Source organism: Flagellimonas rhodophyticola, from assembly GCF_049332665.1.
Lineage (GTDB): Bacteria > Bacteroidota > Bacteroidia > Flavobacteriales > Flavobacteriaceae > Flagellimonas.
Genome location: NZ_CP186326.1, coordinates 439945 through 461615, shown reverse-complemented (window position 1 = coordinate 461615; position 21671 = coordinate 439945). Strand labels below are relative to the sequence as shown.

The following is a 21671-nucleotide window of genomic DNA, read 5'->3' as shown; positions in this document are numbered from 1 at the left end:
GTTTTCAGTTTAATGAGTTATCAAATTTTGCTTTGTGCTTTCCTGCTAAAACAAAAGGTACATTAAATTTACCAATTACATTTTTAACATTGATATTCGACGTATCATTCAAATCCATGAACAAAAGATCTACGTTTGTTCTGGCAAGGTAGTTGGACATGTTCTCCAAAGCATCGTCTTGAGGTTCAAAGACATACTCGACCACCGGTTGGTCAGTTTGTTCTTCTTGTGCAAGCTCGTTTTTACCGTGTTTGATTTTAAACGACTTTAAGGGTTTTGAACTTTGCTTCATTAGTTTCTCCAATAAGTCTGTTTTCATCAAATCAGAGGAACCGTTGAGTGTTCCTAAGGAGAGCTCTTGGTTATTTCTGAAAACTTGCTCATGAGATGCAATCATCACCAGTCCATCAAAAGTCGTTAAGACATGTTTTGTGATGTTGTTCCCCAAAAAATTTAATGGAGAGGATTTTCTTTGACCCAAAACAATGATGTCCGGACCGAATTCTTTTATTTTTTTATTGACTTCATCCTTGACATTCCCAACCTTAAAAGAGGTGTCAATGCTTACCCCTTGGTCTTCCATAATTGGACTTACCAAACCTTTAATTTGGTTTTTAGTTGACTTATAGGTATCGTTGATAGATCTTACCGCAGATAACTGATTGTCCTGCTTTACAACACCCAATGGTTGCTTTACATGCAGCAATGCAATTTCTCCACCGATCATTTTTGCCAAACTGGCGGTATTTTTCAAAATGGTTTTGCTTGTTTTTCTCAAATCTGAGAGCACCAATATTCTATAATTTTTATTTTCCATGATTTATTATTTTAATTTAAACTTGGATTTGGTTTTGGTCGGGTTCTGAAGAACTCGATGTAACTAGCTGGATTTTCCTCTATACCTCGTTCCGAAACTAATTGAATGTCTATATTTCGTTGCTTAGCTTTTAAGGCGAAATCTTCAAGTATTTCTATGATATCATTGTCCAGATACCTGGTATTAAAAACATTTAGTTCTAGGTAGGTGTCATTAGGAAGGCTGTCTAGTTCCTTAAGAATAGCTCCTTTGTTAAAGAAGGTTACTTCTTCGGCCAAGGTCATTTTGATTTTGTGCTTGCCATTACTTTTATCCTCGATATGAAGGAAATGTGAATTTTGGTAGCTCTTCAATAAAATCACCACAATACCTACCATTAGACCTAACCCTATTCCTATTAGAAGATCGGTAAAAACAATACCAAAAACGGTAACCGTAAAAGGGATAAATTGCTTCCAGCCCAACTTGTACATTTTTTTGAACAAAGCTGGTTTAGCTAATTTATAACCTACAATTAGTAGAATTGAAGCCAAAACAGAAAGAGGAATCATATTCAGCAATCTGGGAATCAACAATACTGAGATCAAAAGGAAGAAACCATGAATAATGGCGGAAGCTTTTGTTCTTCCACCAGATTGGATGTTCGCTGAACTTCTTACAATTACTTGGGTTACTGGAAGTCCTCCCAATAAACCTGAAATACTATTACCTACCCCTTGCGCCAATAATTCCTTGTTTGTCGGAGTCGTTCTTTTAAAAGGATCTAATTTGTCGGTGGCTTCGACACATAATAACGTTTCCAAACTTGCTACCAAGGCTATGGTGAATGCTGTCACCCATATTTCTGAACGACCTATTACTGCAAAATTTGGAAAGCTTAACAGATTACCTAAAGATTCCACACTTTCCGGAACGGGTACGCTCACCAGTAAGTCTTTGCTTATACCCCATACAGAGTTATCTTGGGTGAACAAAAAATACACAATACCCAGCACAACTGCCACTAACGGACCCTGTACCAATTGAAATATTTTGGCTTTTTTACTTAGCACTCTATCCCATAATATTAGGATGAGTAAGGCGACAACAGCAATGATTGTTGCCCCAGGGCTAATAAAATTAAGTGCGTTTATGATTTCACTAAAGGTGTTCTCACCATCTACCTGAAAAAAGGCAAAATCCCCTTCTGGATTTGCACTATATCCAAAGAAATGTGGAATCTGTTTTAGAATGATAATAATTCCGATTCCTGTTAGCATTCCTTTAATCACAGAGGATGGAAAGTAATATGCGATTACACCAGCTTTTAATATGCTGAAAACTATTTGGATCAGTCCCCCAAGAACAACGGCCACCAAAAAATTTTCAAAACCACCAAGGGTTCCTATGGCTGTTAAAACAATCGCGGCCAAACCGGCAGCTGGTCCACTAACACCGATTTGGGACCCACTGAGCGCCCCTACGATAATTCCTCCAACAATACCCGCAATAAGTCCTGAAAACAGGGGAGCACCACTAGCCAAGGCTATTCCTAAACATAATGGTAACGCCACAAAGAATACTACGATACTTGCTGGCAAGTCGTTTTTTATATACTTAAACATGATAATAAATAAGTTGCGCCCCCTACTTAGTTTTTAGGTCGGAGACAATTGAAAATTGATTTAATAAAAAGTATGGTGGTTAAACCAATTTTCGAGGAGGAGGGACCAGAATTTCGGAGTGAAATTCTAATACGGAGAAGCGATATCCTGTATCACTGGTACTCTTATTTGAGTCAAGAGTTCCGTCCAAAGAGGAAATTTGATCGAGGAATAAATTCTTCTCGTCAAACTTTTTTTCGGTTTCTTTTTCTTTACCCTTCTTTTCCTCAGGAGTATCCACATAAGCCATTAACTCGCAATCTCTGTCCAATAAAGGCAATACAGAGGGAGCCAATATGGAAAATATTAGCATAAAGCAAATTAATGGATGAGCAATAGTCTTAAGCAAATGGGCTCTTTTTAGCTAAAATAAGTTTAAACAATGATCTTTCTGTTAAATAAATTTTAAAAATTCTTCAACAATCTAAGATTTTCTTCAAGCATCCAACCCGTTTGTCCGTCAGCAATTCGGACTTTGTTCCAATTATTGAAGCGCTCCAAAACATTTACCTTGGTGCCTTCGTGCAATGTAAAGACAGCTTCACTGTTGGCATTAGGTTCAGAAGTTACCCTGATTTCTTTACTAAAAACGATTGCAGGGTTATCATTTTTGAAATCTTGATATTGTAAATAGGCGAGCAAAACACAAATTCCACCTAGAATCAGTGAAAAAATGCCTGTTGTAAAAGCAATTCGCTTATGGGTAGCGTAACGCAAAAAGAAATAAGCGAGATAAGCCAACACAAATAGACTAATCAATAAAATTGCTACATACGACCATTGGTCAAACGATAAGAAATTGACCAAGCTTTCGTAGGCTTGTCCGAGTTCCGTTTTGGGCATCTTTTCAACAGCATCAAGTCGCATATTTTGTGCGTAGCTTAGATTGTTGAGTATTTCGCTATCGTTTGGTTTTAGCAGAAGTGCCTTTTCATAATAGTAAATACTGGGTCCAATGGCATTTAACTTGTAATGGCAGTTTCCAAGGTTAAAATACAGCTCGGCGGAATGCTCTCCGTTCTCAAGAATTTTCTCGTAGCCTTCTATGGATTTTGAATATTCACCTTTATTATATTGCTCGGTAGCACGATTGAATAGCGCGGTGTTCTGTGATGTCCCAATATAGAATGAGAAAAAACAAACCAGGATGACCAATTTTTTCATATTCATAAATGTTTGTCCATTTTAGAAATCACCTCACTCGCCTTTTCGTAATCGTTCTGCATCTGTACATCTGAAAATGGACTATAACGTGCCATTTCACAGCTTTTGAGCAAACTGATAAAGCCTTCAAGATCAGATAAGGCTACGCCTTTTTGTGTCAGGATATCAGTGATTTTCTCCTTACTGAATTCGGAAGTTTCAATTTTCAATTTCGCTTTCAGGTAGTTATGAAGGCCCTTTTCCAGAGCTACGTAAAATGCCTCCTTGTTGCCCAATTCTTTCTTTGCAGTAGAAAGATACTTTCTTGCAAGCTTGTTGGCTCTTTTTATTTTATTCCCTGCCACGTCGCTCGCGATAGCTTCCCTTTTCTTGAATGAAAAAACCGCTATTGGAATAAGCAATAATGGAGCGAACAGTAAAAGATAGAACTTGTTTGAACCAAAGAAGTAATTAGTTCCAATCTTGGTGAGATTGGGTCTGATTTTAATAAAATGAAACTGCTTTCCGGTGGGAACTACAAATTTTTGATTGGTATTGGAAACTACACTATTATCTGAGGTGGAACTAACAGGACCCTCTAAGACCTCAATGTTGATTTCTTCAGATTCGAGGGTTACGTATTTTTTACTCTTCGGATTGAAATAACTAAAAGAGATACTTGGAATCGGATATTTCCCCCGATATGCGGGAACAATGGTATAATTGTTTGTCACCTTACCTTCCATGCCGGTACTGAGAGTTCGAACCTTTTCATCATACTCTGGCTCATATACCTCAAGGGCACTGGGCAATTCAGGTTCTGGCAACTGGAAAAGTTTAAGGTTTCCTTTTCCTGTTACTTCTACTTTAGCCTGCAATGATTCTGAGGCATTCAGTTGCTTTTTACTTGCGGAAACAGAAAATTCGAAATCACCAACGGCGCCTCCAAAATTTGCTGGTTTTCCAGCTTCTGGCAATGTTTTTACCTGTAATGTTCTTCTTCCAGCGGAAACTGTTTTGCTAGCCTGCTTATAAATCCGACCACCAAAAAAGTCACGTCGGTTTGTGGGAACGTCCACAAAAATTTCCAAGGAAAGTGGTTCCAACTCTAGGCTTCCTGATTTTTGCGGGTAGAGTACAACCCTTTTCAATACTACATAACGATAGGGCTTTCCTTTATAAGTGCCATTTTGTGCTGTATGTTTGGTGACTGGAATATCTTGGCTCCAGAAATTGTTGTATTTAGGATTATCCAGGGGGCGATAGTTCGTCACGCTAATATCCGGACTAACGTATAGTTTGTATACAACAGTTACTGCTTCGTTCAAATAAGGATTGGATTTGGAAACTTCAGCAACTAAATGAAGATTTTCATCGGCGACATCATCTACTGTTTTGGAATCATTTGGTTTATCCACAGCTGCAGTGACTTCTACAGTTTTGGGCAAGGTTTTATAGGTCTCGCCGTCAATCTCAATGGTGGCCTGTTTGATTGAGAACTTCCCACGGGCAGTGGGCACAAGGATATAGGAATATGATTTTGAAAAACTCCGTTTTCCGTTGATCCATGATGAGCTTATGGATTGTGATGGTCCCATGACCACCTTAAAACCTTGAAACGGCGGGGGATTAAAATTATCCCCATCCTTGTTCATCGTAAATTCTACCCGAAGACGTTCGTTGATGCCCAGTTTTTCCTTGCTCAGTTTCATTTCAAACGAAACCTCTGCTTCTTGGGCATACGCATGAGTTCCTAAATAGAGGAACACTTGAATAAGTATTAAAAATTTGCCCCAAGACTTATACATCACCAATCTTTCTCGTTTTTTACTTTTTTGCCACGGACCTTTCTAGCTTCCATTTTTTCCTGGACTTTCTTTTCCTCGTTCTGCATTGCTTCTAACAGATTTTGAATCTGCTGTTTTGAAAGCTGATTTGGTCTGGGTTGTTGTTTTTGCTCTTCAGGCTGATCACCTTCATTGGGCTTTTTTTCTTGTTCTTTCTTTTCATCTCCATCACCTTCTTTATTTTCTTCAGGCTTATTTTCTCCATTATCACCTTCATCGCCTTTATCCTTGTTTTCCTTATCATCTTGATCACCCTCCTTGTCCTTATCGTTATCGCCTTCGTTATTCTGATCTTGGTTTTTGTCCTTTTGATCTTGTTGATCCTGATTGTCCTTATTATCTTGATCTTGGTTGTTTTGCTCGTCCTGCTGTTTTTCCAACATCTTTTTGGCCAATGCTAAATTATAACGGGTCTCATCATCATTTGGATTGTTTCGCAAGGCTTCCTTATATGCATCCACTGCCTGTTGATAGTCCTTCTTTTTCATGAGTACGTTGCCCATGTTGTGAAAGGCCTTATGTTTTTGCGGTTTCTCCTTTGTCTTTTCACCAGTTTGCTTAAACCGACCAAAAGCTTCACCATAACTTTCTCTATTGTAATAAGCAGTTCCAAGATTAAATGGGGCTACAGTATTCTCATCACTTTTTGATATAGCCTTACGGTAATCTGATTCGGCTGTGGGAAAATCATTTGCTGTAAGCTCTTTGTTAGCTTCCCAGGTTAGGTCGGTAGAGTTCCTTAATGCTTTCTGAGCTTTTTTAGCAGCCTCATCATCTTGCGCATGTGTCACTACTACAGTACAAATGAGCATGGCAAACAATAATCTTATCTTATGCATCATCATGTTCATTAAAAAGATTTAGCTTTTTCAACCATTTCGTTTTTCTGTCCAAAAGGAAAATATCCAAAAATAAAAATAAAAGACCTATGCCCAAGAACCACTGAAATTGGTCCTTGTATTCGGCAAATTGCTTGGCCTCGAATTCTTTTTTGTCCATTTGGTTCAACTGTTCTTTAATATACTCAACCGCTTTTTCGGTATTGGTTCCATCAATATATTCACCGTTACCTTCGCTGGCTATTTCGGATAGTATGGTTTCATTAAGACGCGTGATTACCACTTCTCCTTGGTTGTCTTTCTTCAAACTTTCAACTACACCATTTCTTTTAATGGGGATAGGTGCTCCCTTAGGTTTGCCAACACCAATAGTAAAAACTCGAATCCCATTTTGGGTGGCATATTCAACAGCATCAAGAGTGGAACTTTCCGAATGGTCTTCTCCGTCAGATACAATGAACAGCACTCGATTGGTTTGCTCGGCATCATCATAATAAGTGCTGGCAAGGTCAATGGCAGCATTGATTGCAGTTCCTTGTGATGATAGCATATTAGTGTTCATGCCTTGTAAGAACATTTTGGCGGCACCATAATCTGTTGTAATAGGCAACTGTGGATATGCCTGACCTGCATAGGCGATAATCCCAATTCGGTCACTGGCCAATTGATTTATGATCTCTGAGACCAATCTTTTTGCTTTTTCCAATCGATTTGGTGCAATATCCTCGGCCAACATACTTTTGGAAACGTCTACGGCAAATACAATGTCAACACCTTCACGTTTGACGGTCTCCAGTTTTGTCCCAATTTTAGGATTTACCAATCCCAAAATAAGAAATGTAAGACCCAATAAAAGGAAAATCAATTTCAATGCTGGCTTGAAAATAGATTTATTGGGAGCTAATCTTCGCAATAATTTGGTATCAGCAAATTGGCGTTGCGTCTTTTTTTTCCAGACCTGAAGAAGAAAAAAGCCAGGGCCATCACCGGGATGATAGCTAAAAGATAGAAATATGCCTTTTCGTCAAGCTGAATCATATACTAAATAAAACTTTTAAAGATTGAGTTTCGCAGTCCCCATTCTAACAACAACAAAATTCCTGCCAGCAAAATCAGGGGTCTAAACTTTTCCTCATACTTATAATATTTGAATTCTTCAATCTCGGTTTTTTCGAGTTTGTTGATTTCATCATAAATTTCTTCCAACTTTTCATTGTCGGTTGCCCGAAAGTACTTTCCGCCAGTATCTTTGGCGATTTCCTTGAGCAATTTTTCATCAATTTCAACCTGGCGCATTCCATATCTGAAAGTGCCATCTCTATTATAAGCCACTGGCGATAATGCATTTCCATTGGTTCCAAGCCCTATTGTATAGGTTTTGATTCCGAACTCAACAGCCAGATCCGCCGCGGTCGAAGGTTCAATAAAGCCTGAATTGTTCACACCATCCGTCAATAGAATAATTACTTTACTAATAGCTTTGCTCTCTTTTAATCGGTTTACAGAAGTGGCCAATCCCATTCCAATAGCGGTGCCATCCTCCAATTCTCCATATGAGATTTCTCGCAGGGCACTTAATACAATTGACTTATCACTTGTAATCGGAGTTTTCGTATAGCTTTCTCCAGCGTACCCCACCAATCCGATACGGTCATTGGGGCGTTGTTTGATGAAATCCCCTGCCACATCTTTTAATGCTGAAAGTCTGTTGGGCTTTAAATCTCTGGCCAGCATACTTGATGAGACATCGATGGCCATTACAATATCGATTCCCTTGGTGGTTTTTGTTCGGGTTGAAATATCTTCAGTTTGCGGTCTGGCTAAAGCGGTTATTATAGCGGCCAAGGCCAATAGGCGCAACACAAATAGCAGCGGTTTAAGCTTGGAAGCCAAACTACCAACTGTAAATCCTTTTATGCTCGATATTTTTAGCGAAGGAATTTCTTCTTTTCGTTTGAAAAAATACCATAGCAAAGCCAATGGGAGCAACAGGAGCAACCAAAAAAACTGTGGATTTGCGAATTCTACATTTTCAAACATTTATACCTGCGTTTTTACGTCCAACGTACTTAATATTCTTGTCACTATTTCCTCTGCATATTCATCTCCATCCTCCCAAGTCAAGGCTATTTGTTGGATAAATCCTTTTCCTCCGAACAAGAGAATATTGTATTTTAATCTTTTCGACTTTTGTGTTGCTGGATTTTTAAAATTCCCAGAACCAAACATTTTAAGCCCGGCAACTCCTGATTTGGTGGTGAATTCCTCTTGCTTGGTTATTATATTCCTAATACCCACTTGCTCAAAAATACCGAGAGCGGAACCGACAGCTCCTTCAAAATCTGGGTCTCCTTGATTGTTTTTAAACATCACCGAAGTGCTGCTAATGGACAAATGCTGAATATAGCTTCCGTAAGTAAAAGTTTGCATGTCCTGGATGCTGTCCAAAATCTGTTGAGGTATTTCCAACTCTTGCCTTACGAGAACATCGGGAGTTTCTAAATCTATAGGTGGATAACCGTATGAACTTGTCACCCATTCGCCCTCCAATAGCTCCTTGGTTGGGTGTCCAATAACAGTATCCTTAACTTCCTTGAATCCGTAGTAGGCAATTGAAAACGCCCCTCCTAAAAACAAAATTCCAACAAAGATGGCAGCAGCCCAATAGATTTTTTTTCGTTGCTTTTTCTTGGCCAATTCTTCCAGGTACTCCTCCGTAAGCATTAATTCTTCTTCCGTTGGCTCAGGAAGTGCATCATGGGTTTTTACCACAATCTGTTCCACCAGTTTTCTATCTTCCTCCGCAGTTGAGGTCGGCGGTTTTGATTTGGCAAATTTGACCAAATCAGCTGTTTCGAGTATTTTTTGGAATTGGACTATGGTATCATCTTCCAATTTGAGCTCACCGGCATCTTTAAGCATTTCTAGCTTGGCAATTAACTGCCCTGTAGTACTTTCCATGGCGGAAACATGTACATCTTCTTCCAAATAGGAGCGAACAATATCAGTAAGCTCTGAATAGTATTTTTTGTACTCATCTTGGATGAGATATCTGGAGTTTTCCAAACGCTTTAGTTCTAACAATGCGCGGTCGTATGGAGGTAGCAAAGCTTCTTTTTCTTCTTCAGTCAACGGCTTCTTTCTTAAAAAGAACCAATAGACCAGTCCGCCTACAATAAGAAGTCCTAAGAGAATAAAAAGAATCCACATCCATATTTTAGCATAGCTTTTTTCAACCTGAATCAGAGGTTTGATGTCGAACATTTTCTGCTTAGTGGTGTCGACCACCACATCGGCAACCTTAATCTGGAATGAATCTGTTAAAAATGGCTGTTCGTTTATGGCAATACGTTGTGGAGGTATGGTGTAAGCGCCACTATCAAATTGTGTTAGGGCGTATACTTTTTGAAGAATAACTTTATTTTGATTTTTCACGGTATCCTTCATGATCGCCTCCACCGTTTCTAACGGAGAGAAGGTTTGTCCTTCTGGGAAATGGACAATGTTCAGAGAATCTGTTTCAACAGTTACCGTATATCGAATTTGTTCTCCTATTTTAATGGAAGTGGTATCAACTTTTGCTGACACTTTAGAACCATCTTGCGAAAATCCAAGGAAGGGCAGGAGCAATATTGCTGCTACAATTACCAAGTTGTATTTTAAACCTTGCACGCTCATTACCCCCTTCGTTTAAAATAACCCAACAATTTTTTTACGTAGCTTTCGTCCACTCTACAGTTGATGACTCCTGAACCCGATTTTGTAAAAGAATCCTGAAAGTAGTCCACTTTTTCCTGGTGAAATTTTCCGTAGGCATTGCGCACTTTTTTAGAGCGGGTGTTCACTAATTGAAGTAATCCGGTCTCCGCATCCTGCATTTGAACCATTCCTAAATTCGGAATGGACTCCTCTCGCTCGTCAAATATCCTGATACCCGTTACATCGTGTTTATTTCCCACAATACGAAGGGTATTGTCATAATCATCGGCTATAAAATCAGAAAGCACAAAGACAATGGCCTTTTTCTTCATTACATTGGTCAAGAACTTTAAGGCTTCCGCAATATTGGTCTCACTGCTTTTTGGAGAAAACTCTAAAAGTTCGCGTATGATTCGTAGCACATGACTTTTTCCTTTTTTAGGAGGAATAAAGAGTTCAACTTCATCAGAAAACAAGATTAAACCTACTTTGTCATTATTCTGCATGGCTGAAAAAGCCAAGGTGGCCGAGATTTCGGTAATGACTTCTTTTTTAAATTGGTTTGAGGTTCCGAAGAGCTCTGATCCACTTACATCAGCCATCAACATCATGGTGAGCTCGCGTTCTTCTTCAAAAACTTTTACATAAGGTTCGTTGTAGCGGGCGGTAACGTTCCAGTCGATACTTCTAACATCATCACCAAACTGATATTGGCGAACCTCACTGAAGGTCATACCCCTACCTTTAAAGGTAGAGTGGTATTCTCCACCAAAAATATGGTCAGAGAGACGTCTCGTCTTTATCTCGATTTTACGTACCTTCTTAAGTAGCTCTTTTGTATCCATTTGGTTCAAAGAAATATGGCGTTCTTGTCACAGTTTTTAGCTGGTCAGCCCTAACAAGAAATGTTGAACCCTAAGGTACTTCTACCTCGTTTACAATCTTATTTATTATCTCTTCGGAAGTGATATTCTCAGCTTCGGCTTCATAGGTTATCCCAATACGATGCCTTAGCACATCATGAACTACCGCTCTGACGTCTTCCGGAACAACATATCCTCTTCTTTTTATAAATGCATAGCATTTTGAAGCATTGGCCAAATTGATGCTCCCTCTTGGAGATGCACCAAAACTGATAAGGGGTTTTAAACTTTCAAGATTGTATTTTTCTGGATAACGGGTAGCAAATACCAGATCCAAAATATATTTTTCAATTTTTTCGTCCATGTAAACATCCTGAACCGCTTCTTGGGCACTTAAAATTTGCTTTAGCGTAATTACAGGTTTTACTGGCTCGTTTGACCCACTTAAATTTTGTCTGATGATCAACTGCTCTTCATTCAGTTTTGGATAATCAATTACAGTTTTAAGCATAAAACGGTCCACTTGAGCTTCGGGCAGTGGATAGGTTCCTTCTTGCTCAACAGGGTTTTGCGTCGCCATTACCAAGAATGGAGCCTCTAACTTAAAAGTCTCATCGCCAATGGTAACTTGTTTTTCCTGCATTGCCTCAAGGAGTGCGGATTGCACTTTTGCAGGCGCTCGGTTAATCTCATCTGCTAATACGAAATTTGCGAAAATAGGACCCTTTTTAATGGAAAAGTCATTCTCCTTCATGTTATAAATCAAGGTTCCCACCACATCCGCTGGAAGCAAATCAGGAGTAAATTGAATTCTACTAAAATCGCCTTTTACCGCTTTTGCCAAGGTATTAATGGCCAAGGTCTTTGCAAGCCCGGGAACACCTTCCAATAATATGTGGCCTTTTCCCAAAAGCCCTATTAGTAAGCGTTCTACCATATGTTTTTGGCCTACAATGGCCTTGTTCATCTCGTGTGTAAGGAGGTCAATAAAAGCACTTTCCTTAGCAATTTTTTCATTCACAGCACTAATATCAATAGTAGTGTTTTCTTCCATACAAATAATAATTGTAAAGTGTTAATGTCAGTGTTTTTCTAAGAAGTGCAAAATGAAAATTAATTTAAAATCCACCTGTTAATTAATGGTTAAAAAAAACGCTGAACCCCTAGTTTTATGAAGGATTTAAGGGTTTAATTTTATAATTTCATTCTTTATGCAACATACGAATAATTATTCAAGAATTATAGCCGGGGCTATGACTTGGGGAAGTTGGGGCAAGAAACTTTCCAAAAATCAAATAATCGACCTGATGGGTCATTGTATTTCAAACGGAATCACCACCTTTGACCATGCCGATATTTATGGAGATTATACTACCGAAGCGGATTTTGGTGAAGCCTTTGGCGAAAGCGGTGTTCAGAGGGAGAATATTCAAATTATTAGCAAATGCGGTATTCAAATGACATCAGGGAGGAAAAACCGGGTGAAACATTATGAATACAGCAAGGATTATATTACTTGGTCGGTTGAGGAATCTTTAAAGAAACTACATACAGAATATTTGGACCTTCTGCTTTTGCATAGGCCAAGCCCTTTAATGCAGCCTGATGAAATTGCCGAAGCAATAACCCAATTAAAGGGTGATGGTAAAATAAAGGAATTCGGAGTTTCCAATTTTACCCCATCACAGATTGCAATGTTGGAAAACACAATTCCGGTATCGGCCAATCAAGTTGAGTTTTCATTGACCCATGATACTCCTATGTATAATGGCACTTTTGATGATTGTATATCTAGGAAAAGAATGACCATGGCCTGGAGTCCGTTAGGGAGTGTTTATAGGGAGGACAGTGAGCAAACCAAACGAATCAAAGCAAAATTGACAGAACTTTGCGAAAAGTACGATGTAGAGGAAAGTCAACTGCTGTTGGCTTGGATATTAAAACACCCATCTAGGGTGCACCCCGTAATTGGAACCACTAATAAAGACAGAATTGAACTATCTGCTAAAGCAATAAAGATTGATTTGGACCTACAAGATTGGTTTGAACTTTTGGAGGCAAGTCAAGGAAATAGCGTGCCATAAAAATATCATATGGAAGAGAAAAAAACAGCATTCATTACAGGTGCTACGAGTGGCATCGGAAAGGCGACAGCACAACTGTTGGCGAAGCAGGGATTTAATTTAGTCATTTGTGGCAGAAGACAGGATAGGCTTGATGCCTTAAAAGATGAGCTAGGCAAGACAACATCGGTTCACAGTTTAAACTTTGATGTTCGTGACAAGGAAGCAGTTCACAAAGCCGCCGAGTCACTTCCTGAGGACTTTTCGCAAATAGATATCTTGATTAACAATGCTGGAAACGCCCATGGGTTGGATTATATAGATCAGGGAAGTACTGACGATTGGGATGCTATGCTAGACATTAATGTGAAAGGGTTGCTATATGTATCCAATGCAATTTTGCCTCAAATGGTGGAACGAAAGACGGGCCATATTATCAATATTGGTTCAACCGCTGGGAAGGAAGTTTATCCCAAAGGCAACGTATATTGTGCAAGCAAACATGCTGTAGATGCTATTAACCAGGGCATGCGTTTGGATTTAAACGAACATGGCATCCGGGTAGGCGCAATAAACCCAGGTTTGGTGGAAACAGAATTTAGTGATGTTCGCTTTAAAGGAGATTCAAATAAAGCAGATAAGGTTTATAAGGGATATCAACCATTGAAGCCTCAAGACATTGCAGAAATCATTCATTTTGCCATTTCTAGACCTTATCATGTCAATATTGCAGATTTGGTGGTAATGCCTACCGCCCAAGCGAGTAGTACTATTGTGAAGAAAGAATTATGATCAACAAACGCCTATTGGTCAAAAATCTTTTGGCTCATAATGACGAGAACAGTTTTTATGACAAAAAGCGTTTTATTTCCATTGGTGAAAAAGAAGGTAAGGCCAAATTTTTAAAACATGTTTGTGCCTTAGCCAATAGTAACCCCAAAAACAACTCCTTCATTGTTGTAGGAGTGGAAGATGCCGATAATGAAATTGTTGGGGTTGATTTCTTTGATGACAGCAAGATTCAAAACTTGGTAAATGCTTACTTGGATAACCCTCCAATAATTTCTTATGAGAATATTCCCTTTCCTCATCTGCCTGAAGGAAAGGTGGTTGGCTTGGTCACTATTAAATCGAATGGAAAGGTTTGCGCACTACGGAAAAATATATGGAAGTACTATGGCGGTGCAGTGTTTTTTAGAGAAGGGAGTATAAGTCTTCCCAAGGCATTCGATATTGAGTTAAAAGATATTAATTCAGAAGCCGTTGCAATAATAGAGCAACATGCCCGAAACAATATTGAGTTAACTCTAGATGCCGTAATCAACTTTATTAATACGCGACATGCTGATTTGACCCGTGACTACAAGGTTTTTAAAGAACAATTTGTGGTTTGCTGGGCAGGAAACAAAAAAGTTGCAAAGAACAAAACCTATTACTCTCGGGTCGATATTGAGCTAATCAATGAACAGGTGAAACTGTTTTATTCAGCCCTTGATGAAATCACAATCACCTATAATGAAGATTCCTTTAGCATGATGGAATTTGTGCAGTTGGGACTTGGGACACAGCAGAGGTATTACCCATTGGAAGAAATGGTGATCACATTTTCAGAGAATGGAAAATATAGCATCAATAGCAAACTGGTCTTTGACCCTCCTCAATACGATAAGAAGACCTTGTACCATGTACTGAATTCCAACAATTCACTACTGCAAAAATTAAAAAACAAGATTGCCCTGAATAAAACCGAAGCGGATGACCTTACTCATTTACCTGCCACGTATCTTATATGTTATTTGAACGGTTTTGAGGAAGCAAAGGAACAAATGGAGTCGGCGAGGGCTATCTTAAAGGCCCATAATAAGATGGTTTACCAATCCTTAAAAGAATCATTGAGAATACTTAGAAAAGTAAGGTATAATTAATTCAACTTAGAAAGTTATAATCCAAGTTCCGCTTTGTTTGGTAGCGCTATGATGGCCCCATAATTTGTGGTGGTAATTGCCCCTGCTTTGTTGGCTATTTCGACCATTTTTAAAAGAATGTCCGTGCTTTCAAAAATCTGTTCAAAATTGTCAAGGTTGGCTATCTGGTAGAGTAGACAACCTATAAATGCGTCACCTGCACCTGTTGTGTCCACAGGTTTAACTGGAATACTGGGAATCATGGTTTGATTTGCTCCTATACTTAAAAGAGTACCTTCTTTGCCCAATGTAACTGCAATGATTCTTGCTCCAACATCGTGCAGTACATTACAAGCTTGATACACATCCTCTTTTCCAGATAAAATCTGTGCTTCCTCCAAGCTGAATTTACATAGGTGCGATTTTTCAATAAAAGGCATACATTTTTTAATGAACTTCTGTTCATTATCCTTCCAAAGATCTTGTCTAAAATTGGGATCAAAGCTGATAAACATTTCCTTGGTCAGGGCATCAAACAGGTATTTGCCATAGGTCATCTCCAAACTGCCTCCAAGTAGGGCCGTGGCCGCTCCAAGGTGCATCAAATTTCCATGAAAATTTTTGCGAAGGGCTGGGTCGTAGGTCAATTCCTTATCGGCACCCCGACTAAACACAAAGTCACGTTCCCCATCCTCTGCCAAAGAGACAAAAGCCAAAGTGGTAAAGGTTTCAAAGGTTTGGGCCATGGAAATATCCACCCTCTGATCTTTAAGGACATTCAATAAAAAATTACCAAAAGGATCGTTGCCAACACTGCCGATAAAGAAACTTTTGCCACCAAGTTTTGAAATGGCGCAGGCTACATTGGCAGGAGCACCGCCTGCTTTTTTTGTAAAAGTAATAGCTTTTGAAAGGTCGTTTCCTTGTTTTTCCGCTACAAAATCAATCAATAGCTCCCCTACACAAAATACTTTTTTCATCCCAGAATTGAAGATTAAGCTTTCTAATGTAAGGAGAAAAAAGGTGCTACTCCAAAATTTTATGACCAATAATGGTAAAATAGGTTGAGGTATCCGTGCATAAAGATTCTTTTGCTTTTGCCTCTAAAACCATGTCTTTATCTAAACCTTCCGGATTAAAAAGAAAGGCAACAGTCAATTGTTGTTTGTTTGAAAGTTTTTGATTCAAACTACCTCCGGATTTTACGATATCTATGATTTCCACAGTAGTAACATATTGCTTGGAAGACCCACAGATTTCTTTGTTACTTTCCATTTCACCAATCATTTTGACTTTGAAAATAACTTCGTTTGGGCCAAGTAACTGCTGGTCGATTTCTATCTCTTCGTTTTGAACGGTTTCTTCATTTTGAGCATTTTCCTCTAGAGCAACAACATTTGATTTGTCACATGAATTTCCTAAAGCGAAAAGCAATAAAAAGATGAGGGGTTTCATATGTCTTGTTTTAAGGGATATACGTAAAAAGAATAGTATATGGATGTTATAAAAAAGGCGCGATTTAATCGCGCCTTTTTGTCAATGTATAAAAGATTACTTCTTAACTATCTTAAAATCAGTATTGGTATTAGTTCCGATTATTTTAACGAAATAAACACCTGCAGGGCTGTTAGATGCATTCCAAACAAATGGCTCTGAACTGTCAACTTCTGTTTGTTCAAATACTTTTTGACCTAAAATATTAAAGATTTGGGTACTTAGTTTTGAATCTGTACTATTCTTAACAGCAAATGAGAATTGGTCTGCCGAAGGATTAGGCCAGACAGCGGTCACAATTTCAGGCTCAACCGTTGCCAAATTTTGCGGCGTGGTGTCTCCTGCAGTTTCTCCAGCTACTCCCGAAGGTGCTATTTCCACAGCTGTATCTCCGGTTGAAGCACTGTCAACGGTTCCAAAAATCTGGAATATTTGATCTTCAGGTCCTCCACCAAACACAAGGCTCCTCGCGGTCCAATCCACTGCTCCAGTTCCGAACAGGTCCGCCGTATCCCTAAATGAAGATTCATTTCCAATCAACCCGGCCTGAGTAGACCAGAACCATTGGGTCGCATCAGGTAAGAAATCCAAATTGGCATAAACAGACAACCAATAAGTTCCTGCTTGCAATACCACCTCCTCGGGAAGGTCTATACTTAGATTCGGATTGTTGGGGTCAGATGTTGGCACTACTGCTCCGCTAGTATAAACAAGCTCTCCGGGAGCTCCACCGTTATCGGTAAAAATTGCCACGGAAGCGCTGGTTAAAAGTGGACTGTTGTTTGCACCACCGAATGCTAGGATGTTATTTACTGTCCATTGACTTCCTTCAGGAACGATAAAATCATCTGCCGTTTGTAACAATGCTCCTCCAAAATCAGGAATCAGTTGGGAAGGACTACTGTTCACGGCTACATCATTTTGCTCGTAAATCGGAAACTCTGTAAGGGTAACCGTAAAGCCTTCGGAGACTTGCTCTCTTCCAGAAGTAGCGATAAGTCCGATTGCTGCAGAACCTTCCGTTCCAGGTGCAAAGGATAACTTTATAACATCATCTTCCAAAATCGCAGTGACCAAATCAGGATTTGAATTGGTCAATTCCACGGAAATTGGTCTTCCTCTTGAATTCACAAATAGGTCTTTTACATTGACCTCTTTATCGGGACTGCTTAATGGAAGAACCATGTCTTCCAACAAATAAGCAACACTCAATTTGGATTCTGGAGAACGTGATGCATAGAACTTGGCATTGTAGATTCCATTTCCATGGGCCGCAACAGCAATAAACCCATCTTCACGAGTTCGTACTTGAGGAACCACCACATTTCCAACTATTGCAGGCTCACGATACCAGCGTGTGCGATCACCATTCAAATAGAATGACGCGTAAAGACCGGTACTTGTTCCAGCAAAATAGATATTATTGTTTCCGCTAATGGCGAACCAACGTACCGATGGTCCATTACCTGACCCATCCTTATTTTCTTCCAAGTTACCGCTAATACTTTGCCAGGTCTCACCGGCATTTCTACTCATAAAAATACTTTGGATTCCATAATTAGAGAATACCGCAACTACCATATCGGAGTTATTGGGATCCACATATATTTGGTTGATGTTCCCTTCTGGAAGACCTTTTCCTGATGAAATATCTACTGCGGGTTGATCATCAATATTAGCATTTTCAATTTTGAATATCATTCCCGAAGATGTCCCGTAATACAATCTGTTCGCTACCGGAAACCTGGAAACGTCCAAACCGGAAATAACCGATCCATCTGGCGTTGCAGTCTGCCCTTGCTCAACCCAATTTACAGAGGTTGGAGCATTGGAGAACAGTGGAATTCCATCTAGGTCATTATTTCTCCACATTCTATCCCCTGCCGGCATATACATAATGTTGTCGTTGTTGGGGTCCAGAATGAAAGGAGCTACAAAATCAAATCCGGAAGCTCCGGCTGGTTGGACTCTTGTAAACGACACAAATTCACCGGCTTCGTCAAAGTTGAAACGGAACACCACTCCAAATTGAGCAGAAACATATCGGGTACGCCCTCCATCAGCAATGGCATTAAATGAACCATCACCACCAAAATCTTCTTCCCAAGGATCACTTCCATTCGTGGAATCTGTAAACCAAGTTCCATTATCCTGGAACCCTGCGAGTACATCTTGACTATTTCCTTCTGGATCTATGGATATTGCGTAAGGTTGGGTTGTTATGTATCCGTTGTTCAATGAGGTCCAACTTACCGGTTCGGTGGTTATGCTGATATCCTCAGTAACTTGAACTCCACCATCATTGGCTGAAATCGCTTTGTTAGGATTTGATGGTAAAAAGACCAAATTATGCTGATCAGGGTGATGGTTCGGATAAAGCGCGAAACTATCGGCGAAAATCGTGTAACCACCGATCCAGCTATCAAACCCGGTAGGTGTTGTAAACCCAGTCGTAGATCTATAAAGGTTGGTTCCTCCCAAAAATATCAAATCAGGATTGGTGGGATGTACCTTAATTATCATGTTATAAGCACCTTGAAGATTTAGGTTTCCAGCGCGACCTCCAATAGTTGTTGGAAGATTGGCTGTAAGATCTACCCATTGCTCTTCCGGAGTTTCGGCATCCGCCTGGTATCTCCAGAGAAAGGCTTCTCCGGCATTGCTTGCATCATAAGAAAAGAAATATACTCTATTCTCATCTGATGGGTCATAGGCCATCACTGTTCTTCCAAATGACGGAAACAAACCTTCCGGCGTAATGTTGGTCCATGTGTCCCCGTCTTGGGAGGTAAAAAATCCTGCATTTTCACCAGCAAAAATATCAGCTGTTGCATAGATTGTTCCTCCAGGGGTAATAATAACTTCTGTTTGACTATCGAATCCACTTGGTAAAACTTCGTCAAAGGATCTTGCGCCATTTTTTGAACGGAAGAGACCATCAAAAGTAGCGGCATATACATGTCCGTTCGCAGGATGAACGGCTAGACTATTGATCAAATCAAAGGAAGAGAAAGAAGTGACGTCGTTGTCCGAAGTGTTGCGCATTCTGAACCAACTTCGTCCGTTGTTATACGACTTGTAAATACCCGAACCTTGGTAGAAGGCACCAGGTGCACCTGCAGAATTCCCATATCGTTCACCCGAAGCATAATACCAAATATTTTGACGGTATTTTCTTGGATCCTGAACAATGGAAGTTATGCTAGGCGATTGTCTTTTGCGCGTTACTCTTCTCCAAGTTTCACCGGAGTTGGTAGAGCGCCATAATCCGCCTGAAACCCCACCAGCAAGTATGGTATTTTCATTGCGCATGTCAATGGCAAGTGCACGGGTTCTTCCCCCAACGTTTGCGGGCCCTCTGTTTCTAAAATAAAAGAACCTTTTTTTAGACGCTTCGCCCCCATATGTTTTTGACATTTGGGATTGAATGTCGGTAGAATCTATTTTTCCTGAAAACTCGGCTTCTCTGTCAAGAATGCCTTGTGGAATTGTTTTGGTGAAAGGGTTTTGCACTTGTCGGAACTCATATTCCAGACGGTCTAGTGCGCGATCTCCCACGGCTTGAGGTTTTACTCCGACAGGACCTTTTTTACTATCATAAATTTTTGATTTCTTATAAAGGTCATGACCTTTTTGTGGAGCATCATCATGAGTCTTTTTCAATTGTTGGGCATTGACTCCTGAAGTAAGGAGAAAAAGTGCGCCCAATAAAAAGTACAATGGTTTAGTGAGTAGAGGTTTTTTCATATAGTTCTGATTAAAAATAAATTAGCATAGTAATATAACAAAAATCAATATACGTGTTAAATAATTCTGTATAGAATCGATGAAATACCTTGTTAATGGAAACTTAAAACGTATTAATGGTTTTTTAAGGATATCATTAATAAAAACTTTACGTCAAATTTTAGCGGTCAATTTTTTTGTTATGTATCATTGCCAAAAATTTCGTCATGCGGACATTGGTTGTGGGAGATATCCATTCGGGATTGAGGGCATTGATGCAGCTCATAGAGAGAGCTGATGTAAATAGCGAAGACCACTTGATTTTTCTGGGAGATTATGTTGATGGCTGGAGCACGGCCGTGGAAACAGTAGATTTTTTGATCGGTTTGAATAAAACCCACAATTGCACCTTTATTAGAGGAAACCATGATGAACTCTGCAGACATTGGTTATTGACGAAGGAAGAGAATCCGCAATGGCTTGCCCATGGAGGTACGGCAACACGTGATTCTTATCTCGAAGCTGGAAGAGAAAACTGGAAACCCCATCTTGACTTCTATGCTGGATTGAAAAACTATTTTTTAGATGACGACAACAGACTTTACCTTCATGCAGGATATACCAATTTAAAAGGGGTTGATTTTGAATATTTTGACCAGCTCTTCTATTGGGACCGCACATTGTGGGAACTGGCTAGAGCATTAGACCCTCAATTAAAACGTGAAGACCCTAATTTCCCCAAAAGGTTAACTCATTATAAAGAGATTTTTATTGGCCACACTCCAATTTCAAAGAAAACAATCGCTACCCCTTTAAGAGGTGCAAATGTGTGGAATGTCGATACGGGAACTGCCTTTAAGGGTCAGCTTACGATGATGGATGTAGAAACGAAACAATTTTGGCAAAGCGACCCAGTTCACATCTTTTATCCAGGAGAAAGGGGAAGGAACTAAAACTTTCCTGACTTGTGCTTTATTTGCCATTTGGCCAATTCTTCCCACTGTCCTTTGTAGGCCATTTTCGCTTGCATGGGCCATGAGGCGGGGTCATGTATCCGGTATCTTTTACCGGCTGAAGTCAACAATTCTTGACACTTTACAGTGGAAGTTTCAGATAGTGCTTTCCAAGTCTTAATACCTTGACCGTGAAACAATCCTTGGATTTTCGGGCCAATTCCTTCAACTAGAGTAAGGTCGTTTTCTTTTATCTTTTTTCCGAAAGCCTCTTTGGCCGCGGTCGCATTGAATTTGTTTTCAGTTAAGGCCGATGGTGTTTCAACTTTTGGTGGAGTGATTACTTGGGATTGTTCTTTTTGACATGCTTCCAACTGCCCTTTGAGGGTCTCGTTCTCACTTTGCAATAGCTCCATCTCTTTATCAGATGAACTTTTGGCTTTGCCCCAATAGGAACCAATAATTCCACCCATGAGTCCTACTAAAACTACTAGGGCCCAGTACCAAACATTTATATGCTCAAAATCCATTATTATGGGGTTAGTGTAAGTTATCTGCACCCACAAAGTATTAAAAAAATGCTAAAAAAGAGGAGTTTAACCCAAAGAATGTGAGTTGCTTACGAAGATATCGGTCAGAATCCAACAATGCACATCAACTAATGACGAACAAAAAAGAAC

18 protein-coding genes and 1 pseudogene are annotated in these 21671 nt (G+C 39.6%); 4 read left to right on the top strand and 15 right to left on the bottom strand.

Annotated features, from left to right (window positions below; genetic code table 11):
• Positions 1-4 precede the first annotated feature (4 nt).
• The 11 genes and pseudogenes from ACOKFG_RS02115 to ACOKFG_RS02065 all read right to left on the bottom strand — a co-directional run bounded on the left by ACOKFG_RS02115 (position 5) and on the right by ACOKFG_RS02065 (position 11905).
• A complete protein-coding gene (locus ACOKFG_RS02115) occupies positions 5-817 on the bottom strand; it encodes a universal stress protein (protein WP_299170731.1) in 813 nt (270 codons plus the stop codon).
• Between the two features lie 11 nt (positions 818-828).
• Positions 829-2421: a SulP family inorganic anion transporter gene (locus ACOKFG_RS02110; protein ID WP_422861774.1), complete on the bottom strand. Its 1593-nt coding sequence runs from the start codon at positions 2419-2421 to the stop codon at positions 829-831.
• Positions 2422-2500: 79 nt separating this feature from the next.
• Positions 2501-2773 (bottom strand): hypothetical protein, encoded by a 273-nt coding sequence (locus ACOKFG_RS02105; RefSeq protein ID WP_422861773.1) that lies wholly within the window; start codon positions 2771-2773, stop codon positions 2501-2503.
• A gap of 92 nt (positions 2774-2865) precedes the next feature.
• Positions 2866-3624, bottom strand: coding sequence for an SH3 domain-containing protein (locus ACOKFG_RS02100; protein ID WP_422861772.1), 759 nt, complete (start codon positions 3622-3624; stop codon positions 2866-2868).
• Between the two features lie 2 nt (positions 3625-3626).
• A complete protein-coding gene (locus ACOKFG_RS02095; protein WP_422861771.1) occupies positions 3627-5411 on the bottom strand; it encodes a BatD family protein in 1785 nt (594 codons plus the stop codon).
• Positions 5411-6262 carry a tetratricopeptide repeat protein gene (locus ACOKFG_RS02090; protein ID WP_299487262.1) on the bottom strand — a complete coding sequence of 284 codons (852 nt, stop codon included), beginning with the start codon at positions 6260-6262 and terminating at the stop codon, positions 5411-5413. Before ACOKFG_RS02090 ends, ACOKFG_RS02095 begins: the two co-directional genes overlap by 1 nt.
• A 19-nt stretch (positions 6263-6281) precedes the next feature.
• Positions 6282-7327 (bottom strand): annotated as a pseudogene (locus ACOKFG_RS02085) (VWA domain-containing protein).
• A gap of 3 nt (positions 7328-7330) precedes the next feature.
• Positions 7331-8329, bottom strand: a complete 999-nt coding sequence (locus tag ACOKFG_RS02080) for a vWA domain-containing protein (protein ID WP_298792435.1) — start codon at positions 8327-8329, stop codon at positions 7331-7333.
• Positions 8330-9967 (bottom strand): BatD family protein, encoded by a 1638-nt coding sequence (locus tag ACOKFG_RS02075; protein WP_298792433.1) that lies wholly within the window; start codon positions 9965-9967, stop codon positions 8330-8332.
• A complete protein-coding gene (locus ACOKFG_RS02070) occupies positions 9967-10833 on the bottom strand; it encodes a DUF58 domain-containing protein (protein WP_298792431.1) in 867 nt (288 codons plus the stop codon). Before ACOKFG_RS02070 ends, ACOKFG_RS02075 begins: the two co-directional genes overlap by 1 nt.
• A 70-nt stretch (positions 10834-10903) precedes the next feature.
• Complete coding sequence (locus ACOKFG_RS02065; protein ID WP_298792428.1) at positions 10904-11905, bottom strand: AAA family ATPase; 1002 nt, start codon at positions 11903-11905, stop codon at positions 10904-10906.
• A 157-nt stretch (positions 11906-12062) separates the two neighbouring features.
• Between ACOKFG_RS02065 and ACOKFG_RS02060 the strand changes: the two genes are divergently transcribed.
• From ACOKFG_RS02060 to ACOKFG_RS02050, 3 genes are read left to right on the top strand one after another with little or no spacing between them, the layout of a single operon-like run.
• Entirely contained in the window at positions 12063-12935 is an 873-nt protein-coding gene (locus ACOKFG_RS02060; RefSeq protein ID WP_298792426.1) for an aldo/keto reductase, read from the top strand.
• A 9-nt stretch (positions 12936-12944) separates the two neighbouring features.
• The gene (locus ACOKFG_RS02055) at positions 12945-13706 is read left to right on the top strand and encodes an SDR family NAD(P)-dependent oxidoreductase (protein WP_298792424.1); all 762 of its coding nucleotides are present in this window, start codon (positions 12945-12947) and stop codon (positions 13704-13706) included.
• On the top strand, positions 13703-14839 hold the full coding sequence (locus ACOKFG_RS02050; protein WP_298792423.1) for an ATP-binding protein: 1137 nt from the start codon (positions 13703-13705) through the stop codon (positions 14837-14839). The genes ACOKFG_RS02055 and ACOKFG_RS02050 overlap by 4 nt, the downstream gene beginning before the upstream one ends.
• 14 nt (positions 14840-14853) lie before the next feature.
• On the opposite strand, the gene ACOKFG_RS02045 is transcribed toward ACOKFG_RS02050, so the two are convergent.
• The 3 genes from ACOKFG_RS02045 to ACOKFG_RS02035 form a co-directional block, all read right to left on the bottom strand.
• The gene (locus ACOKFG_RS02045; protein WP_298792422.1) at positions 14854-15798 is read right to left on the bottom strand and encodes a carbohydrate kinase family protein; all 945 of its coding nucleotides are present in this window, start codon (positions 15796-15798) and stop codon (positions 14854-14856) included.
• Positions 15799-15844: 46 nt separating this feature from the next.
• Positions 15845-16273, bottom strand: a complete 429-nt coding sequence (locus tag ACOKFG_RS02040) for a hypothetical protein (protein ID WP_298792421.1) — start codon at positions 16271-16273, stop codon at positions 15845-15847.
• A 96-nt stretch (positions 16274-16369) separates the two neighbouring features.
• Entirely contained in the window at positions 16370-20059 is a 3690-nt protein-coding gene (locus ACOKFG_RS02035; RefSeq protein WP_298792419.1) for a T9SS type A sorting domain-containing protein, read from the bottom strand.
• A gap of 206 nt (positions 20060-20265) precedes the next feature.
• Between ACOKFG_RS02035 and ACOKFG_RS02030 the strand changes: the two genes are divergently transcribed.
• Complete coding sequence (locus ACOKFG_RS02030) at positions 20266-20991, top strand: metallophosphoesterase (protein WP_422861769.1); 726 nt, start codon at positions 20266-20268, stop codon at positions 20989-20991.
• Here the strand turns inward: ACOKFG_RS02030 and ACOKFG_RS02025 are convergent.
• Positions 20988-21521 carry a hypothetical protein gene (locus ACOKFG_RS02025; RefSeq protein WP_422861768.1) on the bottom strand — a complete coding sequence of 178 codons (534 nt, stop codon included), beginning with the start codon at positions 21519-21521 and terminating at the stop codon, positions 20988-20990. The two genes, ACOKFG_RS02030 and ACOKFG_RS02025, sit on opposite strands and share 4 nt — an antisense overlap.
• Positions 21522-21671: the final 150 nt, after the last annotated feature.